Here is a 25,317-nt window from a genome sequence, read left to right as displayed (position 1 = left end):
CACCTATGCCATGAACTCTCTGCCTCCTGTCACCGACCCGACGTTTCGCGAGAAGCTGAAGGAAGCTCGCGAAGCGCGCGGTCTTTCCCAGTATGCCCTGGCCAAGCTGGCCGGCATCGCAGGCGTCATGCCGAAGCGCTACGAGGATGCAACGGACAAGTATGCCACCCTCCCGAATGCCGCAACCTGGAGCAAGCTGAATGCCGTGCTGTTCTCCAGCATGGCGGAACATGCCTCAGGCAACGCTCCTGCCGTTTCCTCCGGCGCCCGTGCAGCTGGACTGCTGGCGGAGGCCAGCATCGAAGAGATCGTGGCTGAGCTCAAGCGACGGGGAGCCTCTTCAGTAGTCATCAACTGGTAGTAACTTGACTTACTAACGTATATCATGCGATACTCGGTTTCATGCGGAATGGAATGGCCATGCCCGCTTAAACTGATGAAAGGGACACCTCATGGGTATCGCCAAAGCTGCGCTCGACGGGATCTGGAATAACATCATGACGGCGTGCCAGGGCGCCGAGTTGCTCACTCCTGCAGAGAGATCGTGGTTCAAGGTGGCTGAAGTCACCCAGGAACGGATTGTCATCACCACAAAGCTCGAGGGTAGCCTGTACATCGGCAAGGAATATTTCGAAGGTGCGCTTCACTATCTGCTAGAACATGGGCATCACGACAAATCGCCGTGTGAAATCCGCTCCAACAACACCTATGAAAAAGCAGGTCCGCTGTGCCGTGCAGCACGCAAGCCGCACGGTGGCCAGATGAACATCACGTATGTCCTGCCGATCCTCAAACAGATGGGACTAGTCGGCATCGATCCCGCCGCCTCCCCAGTGAGCACCGCCTGGTACATCGCCTGACACCGCAACCGGCCACCCCGCCGGGTGGCCCTACCTCACCCGCACCCGGGCATTGCTACCATGCGCTCCACCCTGATTCTCCCCACCCATGCCAACCTGAAGTCCCGCACCGACCCCGTACGGCCGGACATCCTGTGGGTCAGCGGTCCTGGCATCCCGCATCCCAACCCGAGGCTCTACAAGTTCCTCTGCCGGGTATTCAGTCCCGAGTCGCTTCTCGAGGGAGACGAATTCATGGAGCACGCGCCATGGCTTTGCCGCGCGGACTACGAGAAGGAAACCGCGCGCCTGCTCGGCCAGGGAATGTCCTGCCTGGTGTATAGCGTCAGCCGGCCGCGCCGGGATCCGGCGAACCCCTGGAACATGGAGCACCCACGGTGGCAGGCGTATGAGTTCGCTCCGTCGTGGGACGAGGACACGGACCCGGTCGTCGAAGGTGGCCACAAATGAGCGACGCGACACCGGCACACGAATTCCTGTGCGAAGTCGCCGACCTGGCCGGCTTCATTGACGACGTGCTCGGCATGCCGCGCGGGAGCTGCTGGCACTGGCCTTCGTACTACCTGTTCTATGTCGAGGTCGACCGGCTGGGGGGCCTGCTCACGCGGATCCGCTGGCAGTTCGAGTCGCCCTGCGCGGGCCTCGCAGAACCGTCGAGCGCTCAAGAAGATGCCGACAGCGCCAATGCGCTGTTCGCACTGCTCGATAAATCCCAGCGAGCGATCGTCGATGGCTTGTCGCAGATGTGGAGGAATACCCGGAGTGCGACCGGGAATGCGCACGCACACCTGCGTCTGGAAGCCCATGTCCATCCCAAGAGCGGCTGGTACCAGCTGTTCAGGAAAGGCCACTGCACTGGCCGGATGTCGGCGGACGGTGCGACCTTGCGGCGCGCCGTTCTGGGTGTCGATGCCGGCAGTTCGCGTCACCACATCTCCTATCCGACTGCGGAGTGCATGCTCCGGCACCAGTCGTTCGACCTCCACCCACCGGCAGGCAAGGCGGCCCTCGCACAGGCCACCGCGCAGGCCGAGACGCGTCTGGGGACAACGCTGGCTGCCATGGGGACGCTGCTTGTCGAGCACTGCACGATCAAGGATCTCGTGCATCCCTCGTCGCGCTAGCGCCAACAGAACATGAAACCCGATCAGCCCGCCGGCCCCACCAGGCGGGCAATTTCCACCGAGCCCTTCTCGTCGAAGATCGGGCATTGCTCGGCCAGCTCGACCGCCGCGTTGAAGTCGGCGGCCGCGATGACCGAATAGCCCGACAGCGAAGCGCTGCTCAGTTTCGGGCCGCGCAGGCGGCTCGGCACCTCGACGCTGCTGTGCGACAGGGCGCCGCGGTCCACCAGCGCGGCGCCGAGCGCGTCGAACCAGCTGGCCCAGCGCTGCGGGTCGTGCTGCGGGCCTTCCGACTCGTCGACGGTCGATCCGCGGTAAACGATCAGGTATCGTTCCATTGCCGGCTCCTCTGCAGTATTGTTCAGTCAAACCTTAGCAGAAGCACTGTGCGGGCGACGCACATCTCGGCGCCAGCGGAAAAAATTGGTGACTTTCCGGCAGGCCAGCTTCGCTATACTGCCCAGCTATGGCCAGCTTCCCGCTTTCCCCTGCACTCCCGCCCAGCCTGCCGATGACGAGCGATCGCCGCCTGGCCGGCATCCTGGCCACCGTGCTGGTCCACGCGGCGCTGGTCCTGGGCTGGCAGGTGGCGCGCACGCTGCCGCCGGAGGCCGAGGCGGAAAGCCCGCTGATGCAGTGGATCGCATTGCCGCCCCTGGCGCCGGAGCCGACACCAGAGGCGCCGCCTGACGCGGCGCGCCAGCCGCAGCGTCAGGCGGCCGGCCGCCCTGCCCGTTCCGCGCCCGTCGTGGCGGCGCCTGCGCCTTCCGCACCGGCAGAAGCACCCGCCGCCATTGTCGAGGATGCGCCAGAAGCGCCCGCCAGGCCGAACGCCGCCAGCATCCTGGAAAACGCGCGGCGCAGCGTCGCCGGCATCGACCGCGCACTGCGCAAGGAGAGCAAGCCGCTCATCATCGCGCCGCCGGACAGTCCGGAGCTGCGCATGCGCAAGGGCATGGAGCAGGCCCACGCGCTGGCGCCGCCGCGCCTGTGGGAAGCGCCGAAGGTGGAGGAACTGGTGAACAACACCGGCGATGGCGCACGCCGCACGCGCGTGATCAGCGGGCGCCGCACCTATTGCATCACCGAGCGCTCAGCGGCGACCAATGTCGAGATGATCGAGATGCACGGCAAGATCAGGCTGACCAATTGCCCGGCGCCCGAGGAGCCTGCGAAGCGGCAGGAATGGCGTACGGCAAGAGACTGAGAATAGAGGGAACTGCTGACCGGCAGGGCCGGTCATACCACTCATCGCGCTTCGCGCTGCCCCGAATGCCGAGCCATGAAAAACAAGCCTGCCGCGCCGATGGCCGAAGCAGCCGACATCCAGCGGCCGTTTTCCCCGGTCCGTGCGGGCGTCTATTTCACGGCGATCCTGCTGTTCTGCCTGAACCACTGGATCAACCGCTACTTCGGCAGGCCCGATATCGACCAGATCGCCTATCACCTGCAATTCGGCACACAAGGACTGGAAGCGTCGGACCCTGCCATCGCCGAGCGTTTCCTGCGCTGGTGCGTGCTGATACCGCTGTTCCTGCTCGCGACGGTGCTGCTGGCCGAGCGCTGGGCCATCGTTGCCTGCCGCTACGGCCTCATCCTGCGTGCCTGCCCGGTGCTGCCGCAGGCCGCGCTGCTGGCGGCCGTGCTGCTCTGGCTGGTCCAGCTGTCGGTGGTCGACTACCTGAGGTCCGGCATGGGCCCGGATTACTTCTCCATGCAGTTTCCACTCCTTCGTGCAGATGCCCGGCACCGGCTGGACCATCGCCGCCATGGTGGCCACGCAGTGCGCCATACCGCTCAAGCGGGTCACGATCTTCGACGAGAACACGCAAGGGCAACAGGTCCGCTCCTTCCTGCCGAACGCCACCTGCCTCGGCGACATCCTGGCCCGGCACGGCTACCGCAACGTGTTCATGGGCGGGGCCTCGACCAGCTTCGCCGGCAAGGGACGCTTCCTGCGCGCCCATCAGTACCACGAGGTGCTCGGCAAGGAGGACTGGCAAGCCCAGGGGGTGCTTGACGCGGCGATGAACGGGTGGGGCCTGTTCGACGACGCCCTGTTCAGCCGCGCACGCGCCAAGCTCAGCCAGCTGCACGCGTCCGGCCAGCCCTTCAACCTGACGCTGCTGACGGTCGACACCCATGAGCCAAGCGGCTACCTGTCGCACAGCTGCGCACGGCGCGGCCATGCCGGTTTCGAGGGTGTGATCCGCTGCAGCGCCGCCGAGGTGGCCGATTTCGTGCGCTTCGTGCGCGAGCGCGGCTACCTCGCCGATACCAATATCGTGATCCTGGGAGACCATACGGCGCGCCGCAATCCCCTGTCCGAAGCGCTCGAACGCCTGCCGGAACGCACGCTGTTCAACGCATTCATCGGCGCGAGCCTGCCGCCGCGGAACCGCGAGCAACTGGTGCATTTCGACCTGCTGCCGACGATCCTCGAGTTCAGCGGCTTCACCGTGGGCGGCGGCCGGCTCGGCCTCGGCTACAGCGGCTTCAACCGGCACGGCGCGAGGCCGCCTCCGGGGCGGCTGGCGGACATGCGCGCTTCCCTCCTCAACCGTTCCGAGGCCTACCTTTCACTGTGGCGCGACACGGCGGCGCCGCGCCGAGGCACGCCGTAGAAGCGCAGGCGCCCGGCCTGCTACAGGCCGAGCTGCGCCAGGATCGCGTCCTTGGTCTGCTGCAGTTCGGGCTGCGATACCTTGCGCGGATGCGCCTGCGTGATCGGGAATACCGACTGGATCGTGGCCGGACGTGGCGACAGCACCACCACGCGATCGGCCAGGTAGATCGACTCTTCCACGTCGTGGGTGATCAGGATGACCGTGTGGTTCTCCTCGCGCAGCACGCGCAGCAGTTCGTTGCGCATCTTCAGGGCGGTGAGCGCGTCGAGCGCCGAGAAGGGCTCGTCCATCAGCAGGATGTCGGGCTTGACCGCCAGCGCGCGCGCGATCTCGACGCGCTTGAGCATGCCGCCCGAGAGCTCGTGCGGATAGGATTTCTCGAAGCCCTTCAGGCCGACCATCTCGGCGTAGTGGTCGGCCGTCGCCACCTTGGCGGCATCGTCCTTGCCGGACAGGCCGAACATCAGGTTCTCGCGCACCGTCAGCCAGGGAAAGACCGAACCGTGCTGCGAGATGACGATGGCGTTGGGCGACGGCTTCGTTACCGGCACGCCGTCGATCGCTACCGCCCCGCCATCGGGACGCTCGAAGCCGGACAGCAGCTTCATGAGGGTCGACTTGCCGCAGCCCGAGGGGCCGACGATGGCGATGAACTCACCCGGCGCGATGTCGAGGTCGATGCCGCCCACCACCTGCAGCGCCTTGAAGTCCTTGCGCAGGGAGCGGATCGCGATCTTCGCGTCGGCCCTGGCTTCCACCTTAGCGTCCATAACGCCACCTTACCTGTTTGAGGCCTTCGAGACGGCGCATCAGGGCGTCCAGCCCCAGGCCGATGAGACCGATGATGATCATGGCCGCCACCACCAGGTCGTAGCGGTTGCCGGCATTGCGCGCGTCCATGATCAGGAAACCCAGGCCCGAGCTGCGCACGATCATCTCGGCCGCCACCACCACCAGCCAGGCCACCCCCAGGGCGATGCGCATGCCGGTCAGGACTTCGGGCAGCACGGCCGGCACGATCACCTGGCGGAACAGCTTGGCGCGCGGGACGCCGAAGTTCTCGGCCGCGCGCAGGTAGCGACCGTCGATGGCGTGCACGCCCGCAGAGGTCTGCACGATCAGCGGAAACACCGCGGCCAGGAAGATCAGGAACACCGGCGCGACGTCGCCCACGCCGAACCACAGGATCGCGATCGGGATCCAGGCGATCGGCGAGATCGGGCGCATGATCTGGAAGATCGGGTTGAGCGTGCGGTAGGCGCCGTCCACGCGGCCCATCCACAGGCCGAGCGGCAGCGCCACCACCAGCGCCAGCAGGAAGCCGGTGGCCACCCTCACCAGCGACGCAATGATGTGCTGCCATAGCGTGCCGTCGCGGGCCAGCTCCAGCGCGCCGGCGGCCACCTGCTGCGGCGAGGGGAAGATCAGGCTGCCGCTATGAACGATCACTGCCCACCAGAGCAGCACGATGGTGGCGAGCACCAGCAGCGGGGGCCATATCCGGTTCAGTCTATCCATGGTTCATGTCTTGCTGTCGATGAGGGAATGCAGGCGCCATTTCAGGCGCTCGATGCCAGGGGCCGGGTTCTCCTCGACCACGACCGTCATCTTGCCGCTGACGTGAGCGGTGCAGTCGAAGGGATGTTCGCCGGCCTGGGCGAATGGCAGGCGGAAATCCTGACCCGGCATGATCAGGACCGGGCCGAAGATCTGCGGCACCGTGTCGCTGTTGCGCAGCAAAAGCACGTCGCGCACGCCCAGGGTCAGGGTGATCTGCTCTGGCAGGATGCTGGTCTTGTCGCCTTTCATGCGGCGCTCCCAAGTGCCCTTGGGGATGTCGAACAGCTGCTCGCGCGAGGATGCCCGCAGGGGCGCGAACGAGGCCCAGGCGAATGATGCCGCCAGCAGTGCCACGATCAAGGCGATGCCGATGCGCAGCTTCATCTACTCGGCCGCCAGCACGTTCACATCGTGCACCATCTCGTCGGCCGGGCGGCCGAACGGCATCATCGCGCGCAGCATGCCCTTCTTGTCGATGAAATACAGGTAGGACGAGTGTCCCATCTGGTAGCCGGACTGGCCGGCCGGCGCCGGGAAGCGGGTGGCGCTGATGCCATAGTCCTTGCGGATCGCCGCCATCTGTTCGGGCGTGCCGGTCAGGCCGATGAAATCCTTGTCGAACTGGACCAGATAGGATTTGAGGCGCGCCGGCGTGTCGCGTTCCGGGTCGACCGAGATGAACACCACCTGCAGACGGTCGGCATCGGCGCCGAGCTTCTGGCGCGCCTGCGCCAGCATGGCCAGCGAAGCCGGGCATACGGCCGGGCAATGGGTGAAGCCGAACTCCAGCACCACCACCTTGCCGCGCAAAGAAGACAGGCGGAAGTCCTTGCCGTCGGCGGCCTTTTGCGCGATCTCGGGCGCCGGTCGCGCCGGCGAGAAGGTTCCGGATTTCAGCGCCGGCGCCGCATGGACGGTCGCGGCCAGCGCCAGCACCGCCGCAAGCAAAGCGCGCTTCATAACGCCACCTTCACGGGCTTGATGTTCTTGACGAAGCTCTCGTCCACGTATTGTTCGTAGCGTACCGGGCGCTTGAGCGTGCCGGCCTGCACCGAGAGCTGCATCAGCTCGTCGAACTCGGCGCGCAGCATGCGCAGGTCGCCGTAGGTCACGCGGTCCGAGGGGTTGTTCATGACGAAGCGAATGATGTTCGGGTCCTGGTTGAAGAACTTGCGGTTCGCCGCGATCACGGCCGCCTTGTCGCGGTTGCCGGGCGTCGCGTCGAGCCAGTTGCCGGCCGCCTGCACGTAGTTCACCAGCTCCTGCACCAGCGGGCGGTTGGTATCGATCAGCTCCTGGCGCACGGTGAGCACGCAGCAGATGTAGTTGCGCCACTCGTCGCGCGTCATCGACAGCGGGCGCGCATAGCCGGCGCGCTGGGCCGCGGCGCCGAAGGGCTCGCCGGTGCAGTAGCCGTCCACGGCCCTGGCGTAGAGCGCGGCCGGCATGTCCGGCGGCGCCATCTCGATGATCTCGATGTCCTTGGGCGACATGCCTTCGCGCGCCAGCATCTTGCGCAGGAACAGGTAGTCGACCGCGAAACGGCTCGGAATGGCGATGCTCTTGCCGCGCATGTCCGAAAACTTGCGGAAGGGCGAATCGGTGCGCACCATGATGACCGCGCCCGAGCGGTGGCCGAGCGAGACGATCTTGAGCGGGATACGCCAGTCGGTCAGGTCCATCACCAGGGGCGCCAGCATGTAGGCGGCCTGGATGCGGCCGGTCATCAGGGATTCCTTGATCTCCGGCCAGCCCGAGAACTTGTTGTATTCGAAAGCGGTGAAGGGCGCATCCGGCTTGCCGTCGTTGACGGCGCGCGCCTTGCAGGCGATCGGCAGCGTCAGGTTGCAGGTGACGGGCAAGCCGCCCACGCGCAGCGGAGCCGACGCCGCCGCGTTCGCGCTCGTGCCCATGCCGACCAGCGGCAGGGCCAGTGCGCCGCCGATCATCTGGCGCCGGCGCGGGGAATGCTCGTACATGGAAACGCTTCCAAAACCAAGGAGTGGGCTAATTCTAGCACCGTATTGACCCAGGTCAATACGTAAAGCCCTTATATGTCCAGGTGGGAGATCAACAGCCGGCGCTGCGCATCGCCCTCCCCCTCCTCGCCGTTGCCGTTGTGGTTGCCGAGCGAAATCCCGACCGACATGATGTCGATCAGGAGCAGTTGCAGGATGCGCGAAATCATCGACAGGAAGGTCGTGCTGTCCTCGCTGTGGTCCACCGCCAGGCAGACGGTCGACTTCTTCGCCAGCAGCGACTTGCTGCTGGTGATGGCGATGACGTCCGCCCCCGCCGCGCGTGCCGTGTCCACCGCCTCGAGCAGCTCGGGCAGCTGGCCACCGTTGGAAATCGCGATCACCACGTCGCCCGGCCCCAGCAGGCCGGCGGCCAGCGTGAACAGGTGCGAGTCGCCGTACAGCGCGGCCGGGATGCGGAAGCGGAAGAACTTGTGCTGGCCGTCCAGGGCCACCGCGCGCGCATTGCCCATCGCGTAGAACTCGACGCGGCGCGCGCGCCTCAGGAGCTCGATGGCGCGGTCGATCGCGTGCACGTCCAGCTGGTCGCGGAACTTCAGGATCGCCGACACCGTGTTGTCGATGACTTTCGCCGACAGGTCGTGGGTGCTGTCGCTCATGCGCACCTGGCTGTGGCGCACCGGGATGGTGCCGGTCAGGCTGCCGGCGAACTTGAGCTTGAATTCGGCCAGGCCCTGGAAGCCGAGCGAACGGCAGAAACGGATCACGGTCGGCTGGCTCACATCCGCCAGGCGCGCGATCTCGGCGATCGGCTCGGACAGCACCTTGCGCGGATGCTCCAGCACCAGGGCGGCCACGCGCTGCTCGGCCGGCGAGAGTTCGTGGCGCAGCTGCTGCACCCGGTCCATCAGGGTGTTGGCGCCGCTGCGGCCGCGCAGGTGCTCGGACAGGATCGCCGACACCCCGTGCAGGGCCGGGTTGGGCGTCATGATCACATAGGTGGGGATCTGGGCGATGTAGTTGGTGAAGCGGCCCTTGGCCTCGAAGCGGGCGCGGAACGGCGACGTGGCGAACCACTCGGCGATGCGCGGCACGATGCCGCCGCCGATGAAGATGCCCCCAAAAGCGCCGAGCGTCACCGCCAGGTTGGCGGCCGCGCCGCCCAGCATGCCGGCGAAGGTTTCCAGCACTTCCAGGCACAGGGCGTCCTTGTCGTCGAGTGCGCCGCTGACGATGTCGGCGGTGCTGCGCGCAGGCGCCTGGTCAGCCGTTGCGCCATTGCGCCTGGCCAGCGCCCGGTACATCAGTTCGATGCCGGGGCCGGAGATCAGGCGCTCGTTCGACACGTGCGGCCATTCCTGCCAGGCATGCTGCAGGATCGCGAACTCGCGTTCGTCGGCCGGGGCGAAGTTGACGTGGCCGCCCTCGCTGCCCAGGGTGACGAAACCGTCGATGGTCGGGATCACGCCCGACACGCCCAGGCCGGTGCCCGGCCCGAGCACGCCGGCCACCGCGTGGCTTTGCGGGGCGCCGCCGCCGACCTGCATCAGGTCTTTCGGCTCGAAGCCCGGCAACGCCATCGCCAGCGCCGTAAAGTCGTTCACGATCAGGAGGGTCGACAGGCCGAGGGTGCGGCGCACCTCGTCGGTCGAGAACTCCCAGTCGCGGTTGGTCATGCGGATGTAGTCGCCGCTGATCGGGTTGGCCAGGGCGAAGGCGGCGTGGTTGATGCGCACCCCGCCGGTCTGGGCCAAATAGGCGTGCAGCAGCGGCACGATGCCGCTGTAGTCGTCGCAGAGCAGCACCGACACCTGGCGCAGCACGCCGGGCGCGGTCTCGAGCCCGAAGCGCGCGTGGGTGGCGCCGATGTCGGCGAGCAGACGGGGACCGTCGGCGAAAGCGGCGCGGGAGGGTTTCAGTTCGGTATCGGGTTCAACAGTCATCGCGATTCAGGGCTGGGCGGGACCTCGGTCCCGGATCGCCTTAGGATACCATTGAACGAAAAGCAAGAACACGGTCGCGTGTTCGCCGTTGTAGGGTGGACGGGTCTCCCGTCCGCGCGTCCAAACTACATGTGCACTGATGCGCCGTGGACAATCACACGTGTGTTGGACGCGCGGACGGCGAAGCCGTCCACCCTACGAAAGTCAACCTAGCTCAGCGCACCAAGCCCTTCAGCAGCTCGCGGTGAAAACGCGCCGGATCCTGCATCTGCGGCGCATGTCCCATGTCCGGGAAACTGACCAAGGTCGCCTTCGGAATGCTCTTCGCGGTCTGCCTGGCCAGTTCCGGATAATTGCCGAGCTTCGGGCGGATCTCCGCCGGCGCGGCATCCTTGCCGATCGCGGTGGTGTCCTTCAGGCCGATCAGCAGCAGCACCGGCATGGTCAAATGCGGGAATTCATACACCACCGGCTGCGTGTAGATCATGTCGTACAGCAGCGCCGAGTTCCAGGCAACGATCTGCTTGCCCGGCCCGCGGTACATCCCCGCCAGCATCTGCACCCAGGGCTCGTATTCCGGCTTCCAGGTATTCACGTAATAGGTCGATTTCTCGTAGTTGCGGATGCGCTCGGCCGTGGTCTGCAGCTCGCGCTCGTACCACTTGTCCACGCCCAGCGAGGGCACGCCCACGGCCTTCCAGTCCTCCAGGCCGATCGGATTCACCAGCACCAGTTGCTCGGACTGCTGCGGGTACATCAGGCCGTAGCGCACCGCCAGCATGCCGCCGGTCGAGTGGCCCATGACGATGGTGTTCTTCACGCCGATCGATGCGAGCAGCGCATGCGTGTTCTGGGCCAACTGCTGGAAGCTGTACTGGTAGTGGGCGGGCTTGGTGGACTTGCAGAAGCCCACCTGGTCGGGCGCCACCACGCGGTAGCCGGCCCCGCTCAACTCCTTGATCGTGCCTTCCCAGGTCGCGCCGCAGAAGTTCTTGCCGTGCATGAGCACCACCGTGCGGCCGTTCGGCTTGGCCGGCTTGACGTCCATGTAGGCCATCTGCAGCTTCACGCCCTGCGAGGTGAATTGGTAGCGCTGGACCGGATACGGATAGTCGAAGCCTTCCAGCTCGGGGCCATAGGCCGGCTCGGCGGCAGGCTGGGCGGCGACGGGCAGAGCGAGGGTGAATGCGGCGCACAGCAGCGCGCCGGACAAGCGTGTCAGTACAGGCATGATGGAATAGGCTCGGTTAACGGAAGGGCAAGAATAGCGGAAACACACGACGCCAACCTGACATCCGCCTTAAGGTCTCAGGGCTTGCCGGGCAGTTCCGGCTGCTCGGGCCGCTCGCGCCGGCCCTGCTCCGCGTCCGGCCGGCGCAATGGAATGCGCACCGTGAATTCGCTGCCCTTGCCCGCCCCTTCGCTGCGCACCTCGACCGTCCCCTGGTGCAGCGCGACGATCTCCTTCACCAGCGCCAGGCCGATGCCCAGACCGGCGCCGCGGTCGGCGCGCCCGCTCTCGGCCTGGGTGAACACGTCGAAGATCTTGGGCAGCATGTCCGGCTCGATGCCCTTGCCGCTGTCCTTCAGGTAGCAGATGAAGTGGGTCTGGTCGACGGTGGCCGTCAGCCACACGTTGCCACCCTGCGGGGTGAACTTGACCGCGTTGTTGAGCAGGTTGACGAACACCTGCTGCATCCGGCGCGCGTCCACCTCGACCTCGATCGGCAGGGGCGGAAAGCTGCGGTGGATCGCGATCCCCTTGAACTGCGCGGCGGTGGCGCAGCCGTCCACCGCGTCGTTCAGCAGGGCCTGGTATTCGACCCGCTCGTAGTTGATGCTCATCTTTCCCGAACTGACCCGGGCGACGTCGACCAGGTCTTCGACCAGGCGCTCGAGCAGGCCGAGCTGGCGCTCCATCACCTGCAGGGGCCGGTCCAGGGCGGTAGCGTCACCCACCTGCATGCGCATCAGCTGGACCGCGGTCTTGAGCGGCGAGAGCGGATTGCGCATCTCGTGCGCGATGGTCCCCAGGAAGACGTCGCGCCTGGATTCGCGTTCGCTGGAAGCCTTCAGTTCGTTCTCGAGATAGCGGGTGCGCACGCGCAGGTGGGTGGCGTCGCGGAAGATCTTGACGAAGCCCGTCACCCGCCCTCCTTCGCGGTGCAGCGGCAGGCTGACGCCGCTCGACCAGAACCAGGAGCCGTCGCGCCGCATGTGCCAGCGCTCGTCTTCGCCAACCCCGACCAGCGCGGCCGTACTGGCCTCGTGCTCGTCGAGCCGGCGCGCGCGGTCTTCGGGAACGAACAGCATGGCGGTGGACTGGCCCAGCACGTCGGGCGCCGTCCAGCCGGTGATGAACTCGGCGCCCGAGTTCCAGCCCGTGATGCGCCGCTCGGCATCGTAGAACATGATGCCGTACTGGCGGGTCTTTTCCAGCAGCAGGGTGTGCAGCGCGTCGGCGTCTTCGCGCTTCCAATACAGGGGTCCGGTGTCGGTCATGTCGACGTCAAAGCTTTATTGTCTCGGACACCATTGTATCGGGACGCAAGCCGCGCACGGCATGGCCGTGGCGGCTTGTGACGCGGCGGGCTCAGTCCTGCGCGATCAGGGCGACCGGCGCTGCCACTGGGAACTGCACCTTGCCTCCAGTTACTACCGCGGTCTTGCCCGAGTACCAGTCGCGCACCGTCTGGCCGTCGTTGAACACGCCGGCGACCGGAATCGGCACCGCCTTGTCCTTCGGCAGGTCGAGCGCGACCACCACGCGGTCGGTCACGCCATCCTTCTGCCAGGTGCGCTTGAAGGTGTAGGGGCTGGAGGCCAGCATCTGGTGCACGCCGGCGCCGACGGCAGGGTGGGCGGCGCGGAAGCGGCCCAGCTTGGCCCAGTGCTCGCGTACCTCGGCCACCCGGTGGGCGCCGCGCTGCGCATTCGCTGCCAGCTCGTCCCAGTTCATGAAGGAGCGCAGCTTGGCGTCGCCTTCGGCGCCTTCGATGTTGAGCAGGCGCGCGGTCTCGTCGCCGTAGTAGATCTGGGCCGAGCCCGGCGCCAGCAGCAGCTTGTTGGCCGATTCGATCGGGCGCTGGCGCGCCGGGTCGAAGGGGCTGCCGTCGTCGTGCGAGCTGATGTAGTTCAGCACCCCATAGCCCTTCATCGGGCCGTGCAGCGCCTTCGAATAATCCGAGAACAGCTGTTCGTAGCCCTTGGCCGCGTCGGACTTCATGCTGAAGTTGATCATGTTGTCGAAGCCGTTGGCAAGCCAGTCGACCGTGACCTTGCCGCCCATGTCGAAGCTGCGGCCGTGGTGGATCGAATAGTTGTAGACCTCCGAGGTCATGAAGAAAGGCAGGTTGCCGAGGCGCTTGGACGGGTTGGCGCGCTTCCATTCTTCATAGGCCAGGCTGGCTTCCTGCTTGAGTTCCTTCCACACGTCCGGCTCGGTATGCTTGACGGTGTCGGCGCGGAAGCCGTCCACGCCGTACTTGCGCACCCAGTCGGCATGCCACTTGATGAGGTAGTAGCGTGGCGCACGCGGATAGCCGGTGCGCTTGAAGAAGTCGTCCAGCTCCTTCACCTCGCGCTCGTAGCGCCCTTCCTTCTTCCACTTCGCCACCAGGTGCGGCGGCAGCGCCACGTTGGCGCGGCTGGCGGTGAGGAAGTCCGGCAGGTTGTCCACCAGCGTGCAGTCGACCGTGGTCGGCGCGTCCTTGTAGGCGCATTTCGGCCCCGTGCGCACCCAGTCCTTGGGCCAGACCGGGTCCTGCGCGGTGACCGGGCCGGTATGGTTCATCACCACGTCGAGGATCACGCGGATGCCGTTGGCGTGCGCGGTCTCGACAAAGTTGCGGAAGTCCTTCTCGGTGCCCAGGTTGGCGTCCACGGCGGTGAAATCCTTGGCCCAGTAGCCGTGGAAGCCATAGGACAGGCCGGTGCCCTCGTCGGTCGGCCCATGGATCTGCTCGACCGGGGGCGTGAGCCAGATCGCGTTCACGCCGAGCTCCTTGAAGTAGCCGTCCTTGATTTTCGCCGTGATGCCGGCCAGGTCGCCGCCCATGAAACCGCGCAGCTTGGCCGCATCGGCCTTGCGGCCGTATGCCAGGTCGTTCGCCTTGTCGCCGTTGTTGAAGCGGTCCGTCAGCAGGAAGTAGACGGTGGCGTTCTCCCAGACGAAGGGCTTGCCGGCCGGCTGGCTGGCGGTAGTCTGTGCGGCCGCTTGGGTAGCGACGCCAAAGGCGAGCAGCATGGAGGCGGCAAGGACGGGAAGTTTCATGCGGGTTCCTGGGGTTGGTGGTGGGTCAGGTAATCACGGTCGGTTGCTCCCGGCCGGTGCGCTGGCGCAGTTCCGCCACGCTGTCGGCGATGGCGATCAGTTCGGAAAGCGCTTGCTGGGTGTCGAGTTCGTGGCGTGCGGGGTCGGCCTCGTAGCGTTCGAGGTAGAGGCGGATGGTCGCGCCTTCGGTGCCGGTGCCGGACAGGCGCAGCACGATGCGCGAGCCGTCCGCCATGATGATGCGGATGCCCTGGCGCGTCGCCACCGAACCGTCGACCGGGTCGTTGTAGACGAAGTCGTCGGCCTCGGCCACGCGAAAGCTCCCCAGCGTCCGGCCGGCCAGGTCCGGCAGCTTCGCGCGCAGCGCCGCCATCAGGCTGTCCGCGGCGGCGGCGTCGACCGCTTCGTAGTCGTGGCGCGAATAGTAGTTCCGGCCGAAGCGCGCCCAGTGTTCGCGCACGATCTCGTTCACGGACGCATTTGCCGAATCCTTGCGCGCGGCAAGCAGGTTCAGCCAGAACAGCACGGCCCACAGGCCGTCCTTTTCGCGGATGTGGTGCGAACCGGTGCCATAGCTTTCTTCGCCGCACAGCGTGACCAGGTTGGCGTCCATCAGGTTGCCGAAGTACTTCCAGCCGGTCGGGGTCTCGAAGCAGGAAATGCCCAGGCTTTCCGCCACGCGGTCGGCCGCCTGCGAAGTGGGCATGGAGCGCGCGATGCCGGTGATGCCCTTGGCGTAGCCGGGCGCCACGGTGGCGTTGGCGGCGATGATGGCCAGGCTGTCCGACGGGGTCACCGCCAGGCCGCGGCCGACGATCATGTTGCGGTCGCCGTCGCCGTCCGAGGCAGCGCCGAAGTCGGGCGCATCAAGACCGTTCATGTGGGCGATCAGGTCGGCCGCGTTGACCGGGTTGGGGTCCGGATGGCCGCCGCCGAAGTCTTCCAGCGGATCGCAGTTGACCACGGTGCCGACTGGCGCGCCCAGCATGCCTTCGATGATGGCTTTCGCGTAGGGACCGGAGACCGCGTGCATGGCGTCGAAGCGCATCCGGAAACCGCGGTTGAACAGCGCGCGGATCGCCTCGAAGTCGAACAGGCGCGCCATCAATTCGCTGTAGTCGGCCACCGGGTCGATGACCTCGACCACCATGTGTTCCAATCGGGTGCGTCCCGGCTGGTCGAGGTCGACCGCGGCGGCGTCGCTGATGCGGTAGGACCTCACCGCCTGGGTGTGGGCGAAGATCGCCTCGGTGATCTTCTCGGGCGCCGGGCCGCCGTTCTCGATGTTGTACTTGATGCCGAAGTCGCCGTCCGGGCCGCCGGGATTGTGGCTGGCCGAGAGCACGATGCCGCCGAAGGCCCCGTGCTTGCGGATCACGCAGCTCACCGCCGGGGTGGACAGGATGCCGCCGCGCCCCACCAGGCAGCGGGCGATGCCGTGGGCGGCCGCCATGCGCAGGATGGTCTGGATCGCTTCGCGGTTGAAATAGCGGCCGTCGCCGCCGACGACCAGGGTACGCCCCGGGCCCTCGCCCAGGGTCAGGAAGATTGCTTCAACAAAATTCTCGAGGTAGCCGGCTTGCTGGAACTCGGTCACCTTCTTGCGCAGGCCCGAGGTGCCGGGCCGCTGTCCGGCGAACGGCGTGGTCGGGACGGTCTGGATGGTCATGCTTCGCTCCTGTCGTTATAACGAATTGCAACATCCACTGATGTTGATAAAACGTTACGATACGACAGGCGCGGAATCATTGGCGCAAGCCTCGCGGCGACTCAGATCGCGGCCTTGACCGGGGCTGCGCGGTCGGTCACGAACAGGGTCAGCACGGCCGCGAGCAGCATGCTGGCGCCGCCCAGCGCCACCGTCATGACGGTGTGGCCGCCGAAGAAGTGCTTGGTCACGCCGCCCAGCAGCAGGCCGCTGACGATCTGCGGAATCACGACGAAGAAGTTGAACAGGCCCATGAAGTAACCCATGCGCTTGGCCGGCAGCGAACCCGCCAGGATCGCGTAGGGCATGGTCAGGATCGAGGCCCAGGCCAGGCCGACGCCGATCATCGGCAGCATCAGCATGTTCTTGTCGGTGATCAGGACCAGGCTGGCCAGGCTCAGGCCGCCGATCGCCAGGCAGGTCGCGTGCACGGTCTTGCGGCTGGTAGCCCGCGCGAACACCGGCAGCAGGAAGGCGGCCAGCGCCGACACCCCGCTGTACACCGCGAACATCACGCCGACGAAGCTGCCGGCGGCCTGGAAGTTCGAGGATTGCGCATCGGTGGTGCCCCAGACGTTGTCGGCGATCGCCGAGCCGGTGTAGATCCACATCGCGAACAGCGCGATCCAGGTGAAGAACTGCACGAAGGCCAGCTGCACCATGGTCTTCGGCATCTTGGCGAAGCCGCCGAGGATCTCCTTGACGGCCACGCCAACGCTGCGGGAATGCTTGCGCTCGGCGTTGAAGGCGTCCATGTCGGGCGGCGGCAGTTCGTCGGCGCTCACCACGGTCCACAGCACGGCCAGGAAGAAGATGGCGCCGCCGGCATAGAAGGAATAGCGCACGGTCTCGGGAATCATCCCGCCCACCGCTTCGTTGGACACGCCCATCGATTCGAAGAACACCGGCAGCAGGGACGCGATCACCGCGCCGCAGCCGATGAAGAAGGTCTGCATCGCATAGCCCGCGGTCTGCTGCGAGGCGTCCAGCTTGTCGCCGACGAAGGCGCGGAACGGTTCCATCGAGACGTTGATGGCGGCATCCATCATCCACAGCACGGCCACGGCCATCCACAGCGCGGCGGAATTCGGCATCAGGAACAGCGCGATGGCGGCCAGCACGGCGCCGATGAAGAAGAACGGGCGGCGGCGTCCCCATTTCGGGTGCCAGGTATTGTCGCTCAGGTAGCCGATGATCGGCTGCACCAGCAGGCCGGTCACCGGCGCGGCCAGCCAGTACAGGGCCAGGTTGTCGGGGTCGGCGCCCAGCGTCGAAAAGATGCGGCTGGTGTTGGCGTTCTGCAGTGCGAAGCCGAACTGGATGCCGAAGAAGCCGAAGCTCATGTTCCAGAGCTGCCAGAACGACAGGCGCGGCTTGATGGCCGCGGTTTGCATATCCATGTGTGTCCCCAATGACGGCCCGGACCTGAGCGGGCTCTCGTGTGATGCAGGCAGCCCACATCAGGCCGACCTACAGGTAGCTGTAGCAAAATAACATGGCGATTTCCGAGTGTCAATCGAAGAGCTGTCATAGTAGAATCGGCACAACAGAGGTGCTCGCAGAGTGCAGCTCTGTAGTCAAACAACAGAATAAAACCTCACGGAGACTAGCGCATGTCCTTTGTTCGCCGCACTACCCTTCCCCTCCTGCTGGCCGCTGCGCTCGGCGCCCCTGCGCTTGCCGCCGACAAGCCCGCCGATGCCCAGAAGGTGTCGACCGCCCTGCCCGGCGTGAGCCTGCTGGGCGAGCCGCTCGCGATGCCGGGACTGGAGCGCAAGCGCCAGCTGCGCCTCTACCTGCCGCCGGGCTATGCCACCAGCAAGAAACGCTATCCGGTGCTGTACATGCACGACGGCCAGAACCTGTTCGACAATGCCACCGCCTACGCGGGCGAGTGGAAGGTGGACGAGACCCTCGACGCGCTGGCCAGGGAAGGCAAGCTGGAAATGATCGTGGTCGGCATCGACAACGGCCAGGAAAAGCGCATGACGGAGCTGAACGCCTGGGACAACGAGCGGATCGGCAAGGGCGAAGGCCGCGAATATACCGATTTCATCGTCAAGACCGTCAAGCCGATGATCGACAAGCAGTACCGCACCCTGCCCGGTCGCGAGCATACCGCGATCATGGGCAGCTCGATGGGCGGCCTGGCGTCGCACTACGCGCTGGTGCAGTATCCGCAGGTGTTCAGCAAGGCGGGCGTGTTCTCGCCGGCCTACTGGACCGCGCAGCCCTCCTTCGACTTCGTGGCCGCCAAGCCGGTGCCCAAGGATGCGCGCGTGTTCCTGCTGATGGGCGAGAAGGAAGGGCCGCAGATGAATGCGGACGTCAAGCGCATGGCGGAGGTGGTGAAGAAGACCGGGCATCCGGCGGCCAACACGGTCTTGAAGATCGTGCCGGGGGCGGAGCACAACGAGGCGTTCTGGGCGGGAGAGTTGCGCGAGGCGCTGTTGTGGATGTTCGCGCCGGATAAAACGTAATACATACCGTGGAGTGATCTGGTCCAGTGGACCAGATCACAAGCCGCCCACGGTACGGGTGAATCTTAACCCTTGCGATGCGGCTTCTTGCCCGCGTCCTTCTTGAAGAACTTCTTCTTCGGCGCCGCGGCGATCGGCGCTTCCAGCCCGTCGCGCGTCATGTTCAGCTGCTGGCCGGCCACCCACACGGTCTTGAGGTGGTCGATCAGTTCCTGCGTCATGTCGTCCGGCAGGTCGATGGTGCTGTAGTCGTCGTAGATCTCGATGCGGCCCATGTACTTGGCCGGCATGTCGGCCTCGTTGGCGATGGCGCCGACGATGTTGCCCGGCTTGACGCCGTGCTGGTGGCCGACTTCGATGCGGAAGGTCGCCATGCCCGGTTCCGCCTCGCGCACCACGCGCTCCTTCTTGAATGCCGGTTCGCGCGGTTCACGCACAGGACGCGCCGGACGGTCTTCCCACGCAACTTGCTCGCGCGGCACGAAGTCGGCGCGCTCCGGACGCGCCTCGCGGTCCGGCTTTTCCAGCAGCAGCGGCTGGTCGCCGCGCGCCAGCTTGGCCAGCGCGGCGGCGATGTCCACCGCCGGCACGTTCTGTTCGCGCTCGTATTCCTCGATCAGCGAGCGGAACACCTCCAGCCCGCCCTCGGCCAGGGTGGCCGCGATCTGCTCCTTGAATTTCGCGATGCGCACGTCGTTGACCGCCTTCACGGTCGGCAGCTGCAGCGGCGCCACCGGCTGGCGCGTGGCGCGCTCGATCGCCTTCAGCAGGCCGCGCTCGCGCGGCGTGATGAACAGGATCGCCTCGCCGCTGCGGCCGGCGCGGCCGGTGCGGCCGATGCGGTGGGTGTAGCTCTCCGGGTCCGAGGGCACGTCGTAGTTGACCACGTGACTGATGCGCTCGACGTCGAGGCCGCGCGCGGCGACGTCGGTCGCCACCAGGATGTCGATCTTGCCGTTCTTGAGCTGCTCGATGGTGCGTTCGCGCGCCTGCTGGGCCATGTCGCCGTTGATGGCGACCGCCGCGAAGCCGCGCGCCTGCAGCCTGGTCGCCAGCTCCTCGGTGCCGAGCTTGGTGCGCGCGAACACGATCATGCCGTCGAAAGGTTCCGCTTCCAGGATGCGGGTCAGCGCGTCGAGCTTCTGCATGCCCGCCACCAGCCAGTAGCGCTGGGTGATGTTGGCGGCGGTGCCGGTCTTGGCGGCGACCGTGATTTCCTGCGGATCGCGCAGGTAGGTCTTGGCGATGCGCTTGATCGCCGGCGGCATGGTGGCCGAGAACAGCGTGGTCTGGCGCTCCGGCGGGGTCTGCTGCAGGATGTGCTCGACGTCGTCGATGAAGCCCATGCGCAGCATCTCGTCCGCTTCGTCCAGCACCAGCGTTTTCAGCTGGGACAGGTCGAGCGAACCCTTTTCGATGTGGTCGATCACGCGGCCCGGGGTGGCCACGACCACGTGCACGCCGCGGCGCAGGGCCGACAACTGCGGGCCGTAGCTCTGGCCGCCGTAGATCGGCAACACGTGGAAGCCCTTGATGTGGGCGGCGTAGCTCTGGAAGGCTTCGGCCACCTGGATCGCCAGCTCGCGCGTCGGCGCCAGCACCAGCGCCTGGGGCACGGCCTGCTTGATGTCGATGCGCGACAGGATCGGCAGTGCGAAAGCGGCGGTCTTGCCGGTGCCGGTCTGGGCCTGCCCGAGGACGTCACGGTTGGCCAGCAGCAGCGGAATGGTCGCGGCCTGGATCGGCGATGGCGTTTCGTAGCCGACGTCCTTCAACGCCTTCAATACGGGCGCGGACAGGTCGAGATCGGCAAAAGTCGGGAGGGGGGTGTCAGACATGGCAAAACTTTCAAAGTTGATACTGAAGCCGCAGTTTACTCTCTCGCGCAGCGAGGGCGGGCACTATTCGGAACGGGGCTGTTTTTTTACCAAGTGGAAAAAAAACGGCGGCCCCATGCGCCTTCACGCATGGGGCCGCGAATGATACAGGGTAAGCGCTACATTTTCTTGGCTGCGCACATCCTGGCGATGTACTCGTTGTGGGTCGGCATGACGTCGACGCACTTGGCGATCACGTCGCGTACGCTCTCCAGGTACTCGGCAATATCCTCTTCCGACTGTGCGTCGGCCAGCGGGTGGTAGCCGTCGATCGGCATGTTCTGCCCTTCGAAGACCTGGATCCAGCCGACTTCCGAGAACAGCTCGTTGTCGACCCGGACCACGCGGCCGTGCGAGCGGTACATGGCCATCTTGTGGCGCAGCGTGTCGGGAATCGCCATGTTCGCGCACTCCTTCCAGTATTCCGAATCGGTGCGCTGGTTCAGGTGGTAGTGCAGGATGATGAAGTCGCGGATGCGCTCGTAGTCGAAGCGCGACTGGCGGTTGTATTCGTCGCGGTCGATCGCGCTCCAGCCGCGGTCCGGGAAGAAGTCGAGCAGGCGCTGGATGCCGGACTGGATCAGGTGGATGCTGGTCGACTCCAGGGGCTCGAGGAAGCCGCTCGACAGCCCCAGGGCCACCACGTTGCGGTTCCAGGCCAGCTTGCGCATGCCGGTCTGGAAGCGGATCAGGCGCGGCTCGGCCAGCGCCCGGCCATCCAGATTGGACAGCAAGGTAGCTGCGGCCTCGTCGTCGCTGATGAAGCGGCTGCAGTACACGTGACCGTTGCCGGTGCGGTGCTGCAGCGGGATGCGCCACTGCCAGCCCGACTTGTGCGCGGTCGAACGGGTATACGGCGTGATGACGGGTGCCGATTCGCAGGGCACGGCCAGCGCGCGGTCGGCCGGCAGCCAGTGGGTCCAGTCCTCATAGCCGGTCTGCAGGGTCTGTTCGATCAGCAGGCCGCGGAAGCCCGAGCAGTCGATGAACAGCTCGCCCTCCACCCGGGTGCCGTTCTCCAGCTCGACCGCGTCGACGTGGCCGTCCGGCTCGCGCAGCGTGGCGCGCGTGATCTTGCCTTCGATGCGCACCACGCCGCGCGACTCCGACAGCTTGCGCAGGAATTTCGCGTACAGGCTGGCGTCGAAGTGGTAGGCGTAGCCGATGTCGCGCAGCGGCGAATTCGGCACGTCGAAGCGCGGCGGCATGAACTTGCTGGCTTTCGAGGCCATCCGCGTGATCGAGTATTCCTCGAGCGGCGCGGCCTTGCCCGCGCGGCGCATCTTGTTCCAGTACTGGTCGAAGGGCAGCGTGGCCAGGTCCTGGCCGAGGCGCCCGAAGCCGTGCATGTAGCGGTCGCCGAGCTTGCCCCAGTTGACGAACTCGATCCCCAGCTTGAAGCTGCCCTGGGTCTCGCGCATGAATTCGTTCTCGTCGATGCCGAGCACGCGGTTGAAGCGCTGGATCATCGGAATGGTCGCTTCGCCGACGCCGACGATGCCGATCTCGTCCGATTCGACGAGGCGGATGTTGTAGCGGCCGTTGAGGACGGTGGACAGCGCGGCCGCGGTCATCCAGCCGGCGGTGCCGCCGCCGACGATGACGATGTCCTTGATTGGTTCAGTGTGCATGTGAGATACCCAGGGTTTTGCAGGGTGGGCGGAGAACCCGCCCACCCTACGAAAAACAACCCCTGGCGAGCGCTAGCCCGGCAGGGGTTGATACTGTACCTCAGTTCAGCTCAGCTTAGAACTTGTAGCTGGCGCCGAAGTGGTAGGTACGGCCGTAGTCGACGCGGTTGGTCGGGTTGTTCTCGTCGTCGGTGAACTCCAGGAACGGTGCGTTGTTCCAGTTCTGCGCCTGGGCGAACAGGCTCACGCCCTTCAGCCAGCCGCTCTGGATTTCATACGACGCCTGCAGGTCGACCACGGTCTCGCCCTTGATGAAGGTCAGCTGCGCATTGTCCTGGTAATCCGACACCTGGCCCAGGAAGCTCGAACGCTTGCGCGCCGCGGCAGCGATCTGGAAGCCGTTCTTCTCGTAGTACAGGCGCAGGTTGCTGACCTTGCGCGACAGGCCCGGCAGCGGGATGCTGATCGCGCTGCCCGTCACGTTGGCGAAGCCTTCGCGCGGCAGGTCGATGCTGCTCTTGGTATCCGAGTGGTTCAGCATCACGCCGAAGCCGTCCAGGTACTGGCTCGCCATCGAGAACGGCAGGTTGATCGCCAGCTCGTAACCGTACAGGTTGCCGCCATCGCCGTTCATCGGCTGGGTGAAGCGGCCGATGGTCCCGCCGCCCGGCGGCAGGGTGGTTTCCGGCGAAATGGTCTGCGCGAAGTCGTAGTCGCGCGCCATGCGGAAGATGTAGGTGTCGAGCTTCTTGTAGAAGACGGCAGCGCTGACATAACCCTTGTTGCCGAAGTACTTTTCGTACGACAGGTCGAAGGCCTTGGCGCGGAACGGCTTGAGCTGCGGGTTACCGCCGCTGCTGGTCAGGACCGAGACGCCCTGCTGGTTGCTGAGCGTGACGTTCTGGCCGGCGCGCAGGTCGTCCAGGTTGGCGCGCGAGACGACCTTGGCCAGGCCGACGCGCACTTTCTGCTCGTTCTTCAGGTCGAAGGACAGGTTCAGGCTAGGCAGGAAGTCCCAGTAGGTGGAGCTGTCGGTAACGCGCATGCCCGGGCAGGAGGTCGGGGTATTGCCCTTGCAACGGCCGCTGTCGACCTGGTAGCCGCCACCGGTCTGGTCCGAGTAGATCGCCTGGATGCCGGCGTTACCGCGGTACGGCAGGCCGAACAGTTCACCTTCCAGGTCGCCCATGGCGTAGCCGGTCCAGATGCGTTCCTTGACGTCCCACCACTTGTTCAGGATGTCGGCGTCGACCTTCGGTGCCAGTTCATACACGGTACCGAGCGAGCCGACCGGGTTCCACGACACCACGTTGAAGCCCGAGGCGCCGGCCTGGGCGACGTCGCTGCCCGGCACGTCCGCGGCGCCGTTCGGGTTGCCGCCGATGATCATCAGGCGGCCGTCCTGGCCGGTACGCTCCTTGTCGCGCATGGTGAGGTTGAAGCCGTAGGTGGTGCCGACCACTGGGCCCCACTCGACCGCCTTCTTGGCGGACAGGCGCAGCGCCTTGACTTCGTCCTCGACGTAAGGCTGGCCGAGGTAGCCTGCCTGCGGCGACGCCGCGCCGCCCGACCAGCCCATGGTGTCGGTCAGCTTGACCGCGCCACGGTCGGCGTAGTTCAGGCCCGGGGTGTACTTCACCTCGGTGACGTTGGCGCCGTTGAAGCCGGTGTAGCGCAGCGAATCCTGCTGGTTCGGCAGGGTGCCGGCGGTGGTCTCGTAGCGCGAACCCAGCTTGGTGGCCTTCGACCAGGTCAGGTCGGCCATCGTGGTCCACTCGCCGAATTTCAGCTCGTTGTTCCAGCCGATGGTCTTCAGGTCGTCTTCCGCGCCTTCGTAGTGATTACGCACCACGCCCTTCCAGTTGGTGATGGTGCCGCTGGTGGCGACGCCATTGGCCACGGTAGCCTGGCTCAGCACGTGCGGCAGCTCGTAGGCGCCGCCGGCGTTGCCGGCCACGCCGGCTTCGAAACCGGTCTTCTTCAGGCCGGTCTCGCCTGCCGAGTAGAACACGTCGACGGTCGACTTGAAGTTCTTGTTCGGACGGTACTGCAGCGAGGCGAAGGCGCCGTCGCGGTTGTGCATGTTCTGCTCGGTGTCGTAGCCGAAGCCGTTCGGGACCTTGACGGTGGCGCCGTTGTAGGTCATGTCGGCGGTACCCCAGGAATTGAACTTCGACTGGCCGCCGCCCATTTCCTCGTAGCGGGTGAAGCCCACTGCCACGCCGATGGTGCGGTTCGCGAACTGGTCGATGTACGACAGGGTGGCGCGCTTGCCGTCGCCTTCCGGCAGGCCGTCGCGCTGTTTCACGCCGAGGCGGCTCTTCTTGTAGCTGACGGCAACGGTGCGCTTGCCGAAGTCCAGCGGCTGCACGGTGCGCAGGTCGATGGTCGAGGCCAGGCCCTGGCCGACGACGCTGGCGTCCGGGGTCTTGTAGATGACGATGGAACCCATCAGTTCGGCCGGGAACAGGTCGAACTCGGGCGAACGGGCATTGCCGGTCGAGGCCATTTCGCGGCCGTTCAGCAGGGTGCCGTTGAAGCTCGGCGACAGGCCGCGCACCGAAATGTCCGATGCCTTGCCCGAGCTGCGGCCGCGCTGGGCCGAGACGCCCGGCAGGCGCGAGATCGATTCGGCGACGCTCTGGTCCGGCAGCTTGCCGATGTCTTCGGCCGAAACGGCTTCGACGATCGAGGTGGAATTCTTCTTGATCGAAATCGCCGCTTCGATACCGCGGCGGATACCGGTCACCTGCACGGTGGCGACGCCCGGCTGGACGTTCGCGGTGGCGCCCGCAGGGGTCGGCTCGGCGGCGGTAGCTGCCTGCTCGGCCGAATTCGGCTGGGTGGCAACGCTCGACGTGGCGCTGGTGGTCGTGGTGGTGTTGTCCTGCGCGGTCGATTGCGCGTAGGCGCTGCCCGCGAAGACGGACAGGAAGACTGCGCAGCCGGCGGCAACCGGGCTCAGCTGGAATGCAAGGCGGGCCGGCTCACCAGCGCGCTTGGTTGCGAAGATATTCATTTGTCCCCTCAATAAAGACACAATAATTTTTTCCCGAAACTACAGCGCGACAGGCAGCTGCACGCCAGCCTCAAGCAAACGTTTTTGGACGTTCAGCCGAGGATTCTGTATTAAAACTAGATGCACTGTCAACGGGAGTTGCTTGTTACTACGATAATGGCATGTTTTTCAGAAAATCGGCAGCACAGCACGTCTTTTCCGTTGTATTTGGGCTACAAGAGTGCATATAAGCCGCT

At 65.8% G+C, this 25,317-nt stretch carries 23 protein-coding genes; 8 read left to right on the top strand and 15 right to left on the bottom strand.

Annotation, left to right across the window (positions count from 1 at the left end; all coding sequences use genetic code 11):
* The first annotated feature begins 10 nt into the window (after positions 1-10).
* From YWC_RS0109465 to YWC_RS0109450, 4 genes are all read left to right on the top strand, one after another.
* Entirely contained in the window at positions 11-361 is a 351-nt protein-coding gene (locus YWC_RS0109465; RefSeq protein WP_027865141.1) for a helix-turn-helix domain-containing protein, read from the top strand.
* A 91-nt stretch (positions 362-452) separates the two neighbouring features.
* Positions 453-860, top strand: coding sequence for a hypothetical protein (locus tag YWC_RS31545; RefSeq protein ID WP_051306359.1), 408 nt, complete (start codon positions 453-455; stop codon positions 858-860).
* Between the two features lie 60 nt (positions 861-920).
* The gene (locus YWC_RS28935; protein ID WP_051306358.1) at positions 921-1,310 is read left to right on the top strand and encodes a hypothetical protein; all 390 of its coding nucleotides are present in this window, start codon (positions 921-923) and stop codon (positions 1,308-1,310) included.
* Complete coding sequence (locus tag YWC_RS0109450; protein ID WP_027865140.1) at positions 1,307-1,984, top strand: hypothetical protein; 678 nt, start codon at positions 1,307-1,309, stop codon at positions 1,982-1,984. The genes YWC_RS28935 and YWC_RS0109450 overlap by 4 nt, the downstream gene beginning before the upstream one ends.
* 23 nt (positions 1,985-2,007) lie before the next feature.
* On the opposite strand, the gene YWC_RS0109445 is transcribed toward YWC_RS0109450, so the two are convergent.
* A complete protein-coding gene (locus YWC_RS0109445; protein WP_027865139.1) occupies positions 2,008-2,322 on the bottom strand; it encodes a YciI family protein in 315 nt (104 codons plus the stop codon).
* Positions 2,323-2,495: 173 nt separating this feature from the next.
* On the opposite strand from YWC_RS0109445, the gene YWC_RS28925 reads away from it, so the two are divergent.
* The 3 genes from YWC_RS28925 (at position 2,496) to YWC_RS28920 (ending at position 4,608) form a co-directional block, all read left to right on the top strand.
* A complete protein-coding gene (locus YWC_RS28925) occupies positions 2,496-3,191 on the top strand; it encodes a hypothetical protein (protein ID WP_051306357.1) in 696 nt (231 codons plus the stop codon).
* 75 nt (positions 3,192-3,266) lie between these two features.
* A complete protein-coding gene (locus tag YWC_RS34175) occupies positions 3,267-4,004 on the top strand; it encodes a hypothetical protein (RefSeq protein WP_371846186.1) in 738 nt (245 codons plus the stop codon).
* Positions 3,898-4,608 carry a sulfatase-like hydrolase/transferase gene (locus tag YWC_RS28920; RefSeq protein WP_371846213.1) on the top strand — a complete coding sequence of 237 codons (711 nt, stop codon included), beginning with the start codon at positions 3,898-3,900 and terminating at the stop codon, positions 4,606-4,608. Before YWC_RS34175 ends, YWC_RS28920 begins: the two co-directional genes overlap by 107 nt.
* A 20-nt stretch (positions 4,609-4,628) precedes the next feature.
* On the opposite strand, the gene YWC_RS0109430 is transcribed toward YWC_RS28920, so the two are convergent.
* The 11 genes from YWC_RS0109430 to YWC_RS0109380 form a co-directional block, all read right to left on the bottom strand.
* Positions 4,629-5,381, bottom strand: coding sequence for an ABC transporter ATP-binding protein (locus tag YWC_RS0109430; RefSeq protein ID WP_027865137.1), 753 nt, complete (start codon positions 5,379-5,381; stop codon positions 4,629-4,631).
* Positions 5,371-6,129: an ABC transporter permease gene (locus YWC_RS0109425; RefSeq protein ID WP_027865136.1), complete on the bottom strand. Its 759-nt coding sequence runs from the start codon at positions 6,127-6,129 to the stop codon at positions 5,371-5,373. Before YWC_RS0109425 ends, YWC_RS0109430 begins: the two co-directional genes overlap by 11 nt.
* Before the next feature lie 3 nt (positions 6,130-6,132).
* On the bottom strand, positions 6,133-6,555 hold the full coding sequence (locus tag YWC_RS0109420) for a cupredoxin domain-containing protein (protein WP_027865135.1): 423 nt from the start codon (positions 6,553-6,555) through the stop codon (positions 6,133-6,135).
* On the bottom strand, positions 6,556-7,131 hold the full coding sequence (locus YWC_RS0109415; protein WP_027865134.1) for an SCO family protein: 576 nt from the start codon (positions 7,129-7,131) through the stop codon (positions 6,556-6,558).
* A complete protein-coding gene (locus tag YWC_RS0109410) occupies positions 7,128-8,150 on the bottom strand; it encodes an ABC transporter substrate-binding protein (RefSeq protein WP_027865133.1) in 1,023 nt (340 codons plus the stop codon). The genes YWC_RS0109415 and YWC_RS0109410 overlap by 4 nt, the downstream gene beginning before the upstream one ends.
* A 71-nt stretch (positions 8,151-8,221) precedes the next feature.
* Positions 8,222-10,093 carry a glucokinase gene (locus tag YWC_RS0109405; RefSeq protein WP_027865132.1) on the bottom strand — a complete coding sequence of 624 codons (1,872 nt, stop codon included), beginning with the start codon at positions 10,091-10,093 and terminating at the stop codon, positions 8,222-8,224.
* A gap of 214 nt (positions 10,094-10,307) precedes the next feature.
* Positions 10,308-11,324: an alpha/beta fold hydrolase gene (locus YWC_RS0109400; RefSeq protein ID WP_156923587.1), complete on the bottom strand. Its 1,017-nt coding sequence runs from the start codon at positions 11,322-11,324 to the stop codon at positions 10,308-10,310.
* Between the two features lie 77 nt (positions 11,325-11,401).
* The gene (locus YWC_RS28915; RefSeq protein WP_051306355.1) at positions 11,402-12,595 is read right to left on the bottom strand and encodes a PAS domain-containing sensor histidine kinase; all 1,194 of its coding nucleotides are present in this window, start codon (positions 12,593-12,595) and stop codon (positions 11,402-11,404) included.
* A gap of 91 nt (positions 12,596-12,686) precedes the next feature.
* Positions 12,687-14,366 (bottom strand): alpha-amylase family glycosyl hydrolase, encoded by a 1,680-nt coding sequence (locus YWC_RS0109390; protein WP_027865130.1) that lies wholly within the window; start codon positions 14,364-14,366, stop codon positions 12,687-12,689.
* Positions 14,367-14,391: 25 nt separating this feature from the next.
* Positions 14,392-16,035, bottom strand: coding sequence for an alpha-D-glucose phosphate-specific phosphoglucomutase (locus YWC_RS0109385; RefSeq protein WP_027865129.1), 1,644 nt, complete (start codon positions 16,033-16,035; stop codon positions 14,392-14,394).
* Between the two features lie 101 nt (positions 16,036-16,136).
* The gene (locus YWC_RS0109380) at positions 16,137-17,474 is read right to left on the bottom strand and encodes an MFS transporter (RefSeq protein WP_027865128.1); all 1,338 of its coding nucleotides are present in this window, start codon (positions 17,472-17,474) and stop codon (positions 16,137-16,139) included.
* Positions 17,475-17,687: 213 nt separating this feature from the next.
* On the opposite strand from YWC_RS0109380, the gene YWC_RS0109375 reads away from it, so the two are divergent.
* The gene (locus tag YWC_RS0109375; RefSeq protein WP_036213905.1) at positions 17,688-18,554 is read left to right on the top strand and encodes an alpha/beta hydrolase; all 867 of its coding nucleotides are present in this window, start codon (positions 17,688-17,690) and stop codon (positions 18,552-18,554) included.
* A gap of 65 nt (positions 18,555-18,619) precedes the next feature.
* On the opposite strand, the gene YWC_RS0109370 is transcribed toward YWC_RS0109375, so the two are convergent.
* The 3 genes from YWC_RS0109370 to YWC_RS0109360 all read right to left on the bottom strand — a co-directional run bounded on the left by YWC_RS0109370 (position 18,620) and on the right by YWC_RS0109360 (position 25,081).
* Complete coding sequence (locus tag YWC_RS0109370) at positions 18,620-20,392, bottom strand: DEAD/DEAH box helicase (protein ID WP_027865126.1); 1,773 nt, start codon at positions 20,390-20,392, stop codon at positions 18,620-18,622.
* A gap of 158 nt (positions 20,393-20,550) precedes the next feature.
* Positions 20,551-22,062, bottom strand: coding sequence for a tryptophan halogenase family protein (locus YWC_RS0109365; RefSeq protein ID WP_027865125.1), 1,512 nt, complete (start codon positions 22,060-22,062; stop codon positions 20,551-20,553).
* A gap of 115 nt (positions 22,063-22,177) precedes the next feature.
* Positions 22,178-25,081: a TonB-dependent receptor gene (locus YWC_RS0109360; protein ID WP_027865124.1), complete on the bottom strand. Its 2,904-nt coding sequence runs from the start codon at positions 25,079-25,081 to the stop codon at positions 22,178-22,180.
* Positions 25,082-25,317: the final 236 nt, after the last annotated feature.

This window comes from Massilia alkalitolerans DSM 17462 (genome assembly GCF_000427785.1).
GTDB lineage: Bacteria > Pseudomonadota > Gammaproteobacteria > Burkholderiales > Burkholderiaceae_D > Telluria > Telluria alkalitolerans.
This window is presented reverse-complemented; position numbering and strand designations above follow the sequence as displayed.